This is a genomic window from Gemmobacter serpentinus, from assembly GCF_008973825.1.
In the GTDB taxonomy this organism is placed as follows: Bacteria; Pseudomonadota; Alphaproteobacteria; order Rhodobacterales; family Rhodobacteraceae; genus Gemmobacter; species Gemmobacter serpentinus.
Genome location: NZ_WCHR01000036.1, coordinates 1 through 6461, shown reverse-complemented (window position 1 = coordinate 6461; position 6461 = coordinate 1). Strand labels below are relative to the sequence as shown.

Genomic DNA, 6461 nt, shown 5'->3' with positions numbered 1-6461 from the left:
CAAAATGCCCGGATACGGAGACAGTCATTGCCTGTCAAAGGGCCGTTGCACTCTTGAGGGCTAGCGGCTTGGAGCAAGGAGGGTGGGAAGTGTATTTGGTAGTAGGAGTAGCGGTATACCCAGCTAACATCGGCTGCGGCTCTTGTCTAGGGTCGGCAGTCCAGCAGGCATCACCTCTTGCCAAATATCCGCGCCCACAGGCCCGCGTTGGGGCGATGATCGACAAGGAGAGCTGTTGCTTGTTGCCGCCAGCGGTCTCGATCCTCTCTCAGGTCAGCTATGACCGTTTCCTTGTCGGACAGGCGTTCATGCGCCGCTTCAAGACGTGCCTGTAACTCCCTGATAGTCCCATCAATATCGGCTTTTTCAGGGGTGTTCGTGGGGGTTTCCTTGTGTTCACTGGAAACGGTTGGCGGGTAAACTCGATGTAGTTCTGATGGATCAATGTGAAACGTGCCTGTTTCATCTTTGCGCGCGGAAACGCGGCCATTTTTTATGGCTTTAGATATCGTCGCCTTGGATTTTCCGGTCGCTTTCGCGGCCTCACCTAGGGTGTATACCATAGTGTTTCCTAGTGTTCTCAGTCCTGTAATGGTGAACCGTTTACCTGTTTCCGTCCAGTGTTGCTGACGATGCTCAGCCCCGTAGGTTCTCTTGCTTCTTACAGTAGGCCACGAATGCAGCACCTGCATTCTTCGGCGGGTTCCCTTTGGCTGCGGCGTCGTGCGCAAAGGCCAGCCAGTTGGATCGCATGACGTAGTAATCCCAGCCGAGTGAGCGGGCATGGGTGCGGGCCTGTTCTTCTGCCCATTCCGGGATTGTGATGGTCGGGGAAATCGCCACCTGGACGGCCCGAGGGCGCACTGTCACCAGGTCGGCCTCGTCGATCTCGAAGCGATAGAAGGGAGTCACGTCGGCTTTGATGATCTCGCGCAGGTTATGGCGGAAGCGCTTGATCGGGGCGTTGCTGCCCGTCTTGTTCTGAAGGTTGGTCAGGCTGATTTGCCATTTGGGGGAGCTGCCGCAATGCTTGCGGGCGATCTCATACAGCCGCCGTTCCAGCGGGCGGCGAAGGCGGAAGTAGTCGTGCGAGATCGTGACCACCTGGTCCGTCTCGATTGCCCTCATCAGCCAACGCGACAGCTTCACCTCGCAGTAGTCCAGGCGGAACCGTTCGTCGTCGGTCCGAACGAACCCGCCTTCGTCGATTAGTGAAAAGATGCGGGTTTCGATCTTGCCGCCGGACTTGATGTTGGTGACGAACTGCGCCCCTTGAAGGCGCGCAAAGGCGTCTTCAAGGCGCTTGTAGTGGTTGCCGCCGATCGGGCGGTTGGTCGCAACGGACAGCTCCCGCGCCGAGAAGCGCACGGTATCCCCAATGGGTTCGCCCCGGTTCTTGCGGGCCATCAGCTGGCTGATGGTGAAGATCAGAATGTCCTTGTCGAAGATCGTGGGTAGGCCCAGTCCCGATGGCCTGATTTTCAGGACGTTGTCGCCGCTGCGATATTCGAGGTGGCGCATGTCCGGCTTCGTCGCCAGCGAGAACAGCGGGTGTTCCATCGATGCCATGTCGTCTTTCGGCACCGCATCCGCGATGTCGAGGACAAAGAAATCAAGGTTTGGGTGGCGATCCGGCAGCAGACTCATACGAAGACTTTGACCTTTCGGGAACTCTGATGTTTGACCTATCAGGAACCTCTGGTCATGTGAAGCGGGTTTGACCCTTTCGGAACCAAAGTTTGACCCTTTCGGAACCAAAGTTTGACCCTTTCGGAACCGAAAGCCGGGTTTTCCTGATTGGTTTTAATGTGTTGCGGGGGGCGTAACTTACTCCGTAGGTAACACTAATAACACTAGGGCTTTTCGCCCGTATCAGGTCCGACAGCCCACCGCCTGCTCTGGTGGCAAGCGATGGATTTGCCATGAAGGAGGTAGGGGTGGCGGAGAGGTCATCCCCCAGACTGAGACGGGCGGTCGATCCAGATGGCGCAGAAGGAGCTGCCGTCGTCCTGCTCAACGACTTGGCCGCCTGCTGTGGAGCAGTAGACCCGGGGGTATTGGCCGAACTCGCGCGCATCGCCCCGGCCCATGATCAGAAACGCCGCCAGAAGCCCCAGAACGGCCCCGCCAGCGCCGACCGATGCCAACCACACCCAGAACCCGCCGAAGTAACGCCAAGCCTCTCTGCGTGCCTCTCCTGCGGCTTTGGCATAGTCTCGGGCGGCGGATCTGGTTTCCGCATGGCTTTTCTCAATGGCCCTGCTTGCGGCATCGGTGGCGGCGAGGATGGTTTCCATCGCCAGCTTTTCCATCCGCAGGTCCATTCGCTCGGAAATAGCCTCATAGAGGGCTTGCCCGGTCTGGGCCATCGAAGCCACGCCCTGGACAAGTTGCTTGTTCAGGGCTTCGGCCTCGGTCTTGTTGAGGCTGGTTCGTTGGAGGTGCGCAATCTGCTGCCCCATGCGGGCCAGCTCGTCGGCCAGAATCTCAAAGGAGTCTTTGGGGCGACTGTCTTCGGCATCGCTCATGCTTCACCTGCCCCAGCGATCTTTGCCTTGGCATCGAGGTCAGCCAGAAGCCCCGCCAGTTCCTTCTGATCGACTTCCCTGGTCGCGTTCTTGCGAAGGGTCGAGGCCAGCCACTTGGCAATCTTGGGGTCTTTCAAGGCTTCGGTTGTGACGATGGCCCCGACAATGATCTTGCGGCGGGTTTCCTGTGCCTTTGCCCTTGTTTTGAGGCGGGCCAGTTTTGCCTGAGCCTCTGCTACCTGTTGTTCAATCGTCCGCACCATTTCGCCGCTCTGTTGCTCGTTCCGGTTGTGCTTTTGTCCGGAATGGGGGAAGGTTGCAAGACACGAAGTGCCCACTTATACAAACGTTTCACGTTTGTGTGGGCAAGGGGCGCTGCACTCCCCTTTGAACCCCGGCTAAGGCACCGCGCAAAAATGGCGATCTACCACCTTCGGGCCACGATGATTTCGCGATCCGCTGGCCGCAGCGCCACGGCGGCGGCGGCCTATCGCAGCGCGTCCCACATCGAGGACCACCGCACCGGGCTTTCGTTCGATTATCGCGCCCGTAGCGGCGTCGATCACGTTGAAATCCTCGCCCCTGCCCATGCGCCGGAATGGGCGCAGGACCGGGCGGCGCTGTGGAACGCGGTCGAGGCGGCCGAGACCCGGAAGAATTCGCAGGTGGCCCGCGAAATCCGGGTGGCCTTGCCCGCCGAGCTGGACCACGGGCAGCGCGTCGAGCTGGTGCGCGACTTCTGCCAGCGCCAGTTCGTGGACCGGGGCATGGTGGCTGACATCGCCCTTCATGCGCCAGGGCGCGAAGGCGATGATCGCAACCACCACGCCCATATCCTGCTGACCACCCGCGAGATCGCCGCCGAGGGCTTCACCACCAAGAACCGCGACTGGAACGCCGTCGAGGTTCTGGAGGGGTGGCGCGAGGCATGGGCGCAGGATGCCAACCTTGCCCTGGAGCTGGCCGGCCACGGCGAGCGGATCGACCACCGCACACTTGAGGCGCAGCGCATCGAGGCGCTGGGGCTGGCCCACGTCGCCCAGGAGCAGGGCAACGAGGCCGAAGCGCTGGAACATACCGTCCGGGCCGTCGCGCTGGACCGCCCGCCCCTGCCCCAGTTGTCGGCGGGCGCGTGGCAGCTGAAGGAGCGCGGGCAGGAGGTTGCCGCTGTCCGCGTCTGGCATGAGGTCAAGGCCCATGCCGCCGAGGTGGCGCGTGTTGCCCAGGAGTTGGCCGGGCATGTTCGGGCCTGGCTTGAGCGGGCGGGGGATCATGTCCTGGACAGGTTACAGCCGCCCGAAGCCGGGCTTGCCTATGAGGGCAGCGGGCATGACCGCGACCGCCCGCAGGATCTTGCCGCCCGTATGCGCGAGGCTTGGGCATTGCGCGATGCGCGATCAGATATCGGGGATCAGCGTTCAGAGATCAGCGAAAAGACATCAGACAAACCCGCCGACCCGCAGAGCCTGGCTGACCGTCTGCGCGCCGGTTCGAAGGCGCTGGACCACGACGAAATCGCTGCCCGCCTTGCGGCGATCCGGCAGGGCCGGGAAGTGGAAGAGCAGGACATAGCTCAGAGGCTTGAGCGGCTGCATGCCAAAGAGCTGGAGCAGGAACACGAAGCGGAGGTTCGGCGCGAACGAGGGCCGGGGCACGAGCTTTAGGTCTTGGTGCCGTTCGCCCGCGCCGCAGCGTCGATCATTCGAGAATCGTCGCCAGCTTGGCCAGAACCTCATCCATGATCGCAACAGGGATGCTTTCGACTTTGCGGCCTTTTCGGGCGCGAATGTCGAGTGCGCGTGGCTGATCACAGCGCACTACGCCCACAATACTGGTGCCAGCCCCCATCAACGAGACGGCGAAGCCCGCTGTTCGGGCGAAGTTGCCGCCCTGGGTGATAGGCAGGACCACTGGTACGCCTGTCAGCCGGTTGAATGGCCCCGGCGAGACGATCAGCACAGGGCGCGTGCCTTGCTGCTCGTTGCCCTGTGTCGGGTCCAACGGCACGATGTAGATATCTCCGCGCTCCATCAAATCAGCTCGTCGCCCGTAGGCGTGTCATCGAGCCAGGTGCGGTCATCGTCAGTTAGATCGGCCGCGCCATCGCACTGCGCCAGCAACTCGTCGAGCGTGTAGCGCGGGCGGGGCTGCGGATCGACCACCAGGCGCCCGTTATCGACGGCCAGCCCGACCTTGGCTCCAGCTCCGATATGCAGAAGGTCCAGCAGAGCAGGCGGAACGGCCATCATGACCGAACCGCCAACTTTGCGAAGATTTGTTGTATGCATGATATGCCACCTTTGGGTTATATTTTTGTATAACACAAGGCGAGCGGCGTACCAAGAGGGAAGCGGGGACGCTGATCCTACGATCCGAGGATCCTTTCTGGGTCCAGCCAGTCGCTGATCGGTTTTGCAACCAGCCTAGCGTTCCGGTACGCGTAGGTCAGAGGAAATATCGTGTATCCCTGATAACTTAGCTTTGATTCGTTCCCGACCCTTTCGCTTTGAACCACCAAGGCTGCATCGATCTTGGTATCGTCCAGCAGTGCCAAAGGAAGAAGAAAGCTCATCCTGTTGTGTCGTGGGTAGTACTGAGGGACAACAGAGCGGTAGTTCCAGCTAACCCTTTTCCTGGCCAATAAAATGGCGTCGGAAAGCCTGTTTCGGAACCTGCGGAACATGGCGTCATCTTTATCAAGGCGGTCAGCAATCGCCTCAAGATACCCTGCAGGCGATTTTCTGTATTCTTCTTCGGAAAACCCGCCAGCATAGTCATCCAAAAAGGCGTGCGGGTACCGGTCCCTCTTGATGCCATCGAGCACGATATGGTTGACGTCCTCAACGAAAGACGCATCCGCATCGAAGTACAGGTCATCGATGTTTGTAAAGTAGCTGGCTGCCTTCGGGAGAGGCTTGAACGTTTGATGCAGGAGCTTGCCTTCTGGCCCCTGCCCGCTGACACAGAATGACCGCCACTTCCAAGGCTGTGGCTGGGATGGCCTGTCGTTGCGTTCAAAGAACGCGTAGATTGGCTCATAGAAACGGTCAACCAACCCCGTGTTGAATACGGCAAACTGTTCATTGGAAACGATTTTAGCTTCGTTCGGCGGCAGTTTGTCGGTCTCATGGCGCAGCCGTGTGAACGTGAACCTGATGTAACTCCTGAGAATGCCGAACTCGTCAAATTCCTCGTTTGAGCTCTCGCGGTAGCGCCAGTCTTCTTTCAGCGCGAGAGCCGCCAGATCACTGATCGCCTTGCTGGTTGTGTCCCTACTGAAGAGCGGTATGAAGGCCCATTCGAACAGATCCTTCGTGTCGGGGTCTACCACTGCAGACTGAGGCGGCGTCTTTGCAGCCTGGACCAGGGCAGCATTGATGGCGATTGGGCCGCCTTTTTTCTGGTCAATTCCCAGGTCATACTCGTAAACCGCCCCTTTTTCAGGGACGGTTCCGTCTTTGATGCCTGTGTGGTGGAGGAACAAGTCCCCATCCTCGGTCAGAAGGAAGCCAAATCCCCCAGACTTTGTTGCCCGATCAAAGGGTTGGAAAAACTTCACTTCTGCCGAAAGGCGTGTTTCAGCGGCCTTACTTGAACCAGCTGAATTTTCTGTCGTCTCGACGGGCCTGAGCTTCGGTTCGGGGTTGGTACTTGCGTTCGTTTGAGGCGGCGCTGCCCTTACCGTAACCTTTTCCGTAGGTGCCTTTTGATCCTGACTTTTCGTATTTGCTTCCGCTGCTTTTGCCGGAGCTTCCGCTGCTTTTACCGAAGATACCGAAGATACCCATTCGACGAGCCTTCCCAACATATGTTTTCCCTCGTGCATCCCGACCCTGACAAAATGCCCGGATACGGAGACAGTCATTGCCTGTCAAAGGGCCGTTGCACTCTTGAGGGCTAGCGGCTTGGAGCAAGGAGGGTGGGAAGTGTATT

The 6461-nt window shown here is 59.4% G+C and carries 8 protein-coding genes; 1 reads left to right on the top strand and 7 read right to left on the bottom strand.

Annotated elements, in window-relative coordinates; all coding sequences use genetic code 11:
* Positions 1–170 precede the first annotated feature (170 nt).
* The 4 genes from GBJ34_RS17500 to GBJ34_RS17485 all read right to left on the bottom strand — a co-directional run bounded on the left by GBJ34_RS17500 (position 171) and on the right by GBJ34_RS17485 (position 2866).
* Complete coding sequence (locus GBJ34_RS17500) at positions 171–563, bottom strand: MerR family transcriptional regulator (RefSeq protein ID WP_151720491.1); 393 nt, start codon at positions 561–563, stop codon at positions 171–173.
* A 73-nt stretch (positions 564–636) separates the two neighbouring features.
* The gene (locus GBJ34_RS17495; RefSeq protein ID WP_151720490.1) at positions 637–1647 is read right to left on the bottom strand and encodes a replication initiator protein A; all 1011 of its coding nucleotides are present in this window, start codon (positions 1645–1647) and stop codon (positions 637–639) included.
* Positions 1648–1949: 302 nt separating this feature from the next.
* Positions 1950–2528 (bottom strand): hypothetical protein, encoded by a 579-nt coding sequence (locus tag GBJ34_RS17490; protein WP_151720489.1) that lies wholly within the window; start codon positions 2526–2528, stop codon positions 1950–1952.
* A complete protein-coding gene (locus tag GBJ34_RS17485; protein WP_226341255.1) occupies positions 2525–2866 on the bottom strand; it encodes a hypothetical protein in 342 nt (113 codons plus the stop codon). Before GBJ34_RS17485 ends, GBJ34_RS17490 begins: the two co-directional genes overlap by 4 nt.
* Before the next feature lie 78 nt (positions 2867–2944).
* Between GBJ34_RS17485 and mobQ the strand changes: the two genes are divergently transcribed.
* The gene (gene mobQ / locus GBJ34_RS17480; protein ID WP_151720487.1) at positions 2945–4192 is read left to right on the top strand and encodes a MobQ family relaxase; all 1248 of its coding nucleotides are present in this window, start codon (positions 2945–2947) and stop codon (positions 4190–4192) included.
* A 34-nt stretch (positions 4193–4226) separates the two neighbouring features.
* Here mobQ and GBJ34_RS17475 read toward each other — a convergent pair whose 3' ends face one another.
* The 3 genes from GBJ34_RS17475 to GBJ34_RS17465 all read right to left on the bottom strand — a co-directional run bounded on the left by GBJ34_RS17475 (position 4227) and on the right by GBJ34_RS17465 (position 6393).
* Complete coding sequence (locus GBJ34_RS17475; protein WP_151720486.1) at positions 4227–4559, bottom strand: type II toxin-antitoxin system PemK/MazF family toxin; 333 nt, start codon at positions 4557–4559, stop codon at positions 4227–4229.
* On the bottom strand, positions 4559–4816 hold the full coding sequence (locus GBJ34_RS17470; RefSeq protein ID WP_151720485.1) for an AbrB/MazE/SpoVT family DNA-binding domain-containing protein: 258 nt from the start codon (positions 4814–4816) through the stop codon (positions 4559–4561). Before GBJ34_RS17470 ends, GBJ34_RS17475 begins: the two co-directional genes overlap by 1 nt.
* A 77-nt stretch (positions 4817–4893) precedes the next feature.
* Positions 4894–6393, bottom strand: a complete 1500-nt coding sequence (locus tag GBJ34_RS17465; RefSeq protein WP_151720484.1) for a DUF3825 domain-containing protein — start codon at positions 6391–6393, stop codon at positions 4894–4896.
* Positions 6394–6461 lie beyond the last annotated feature (68 nt).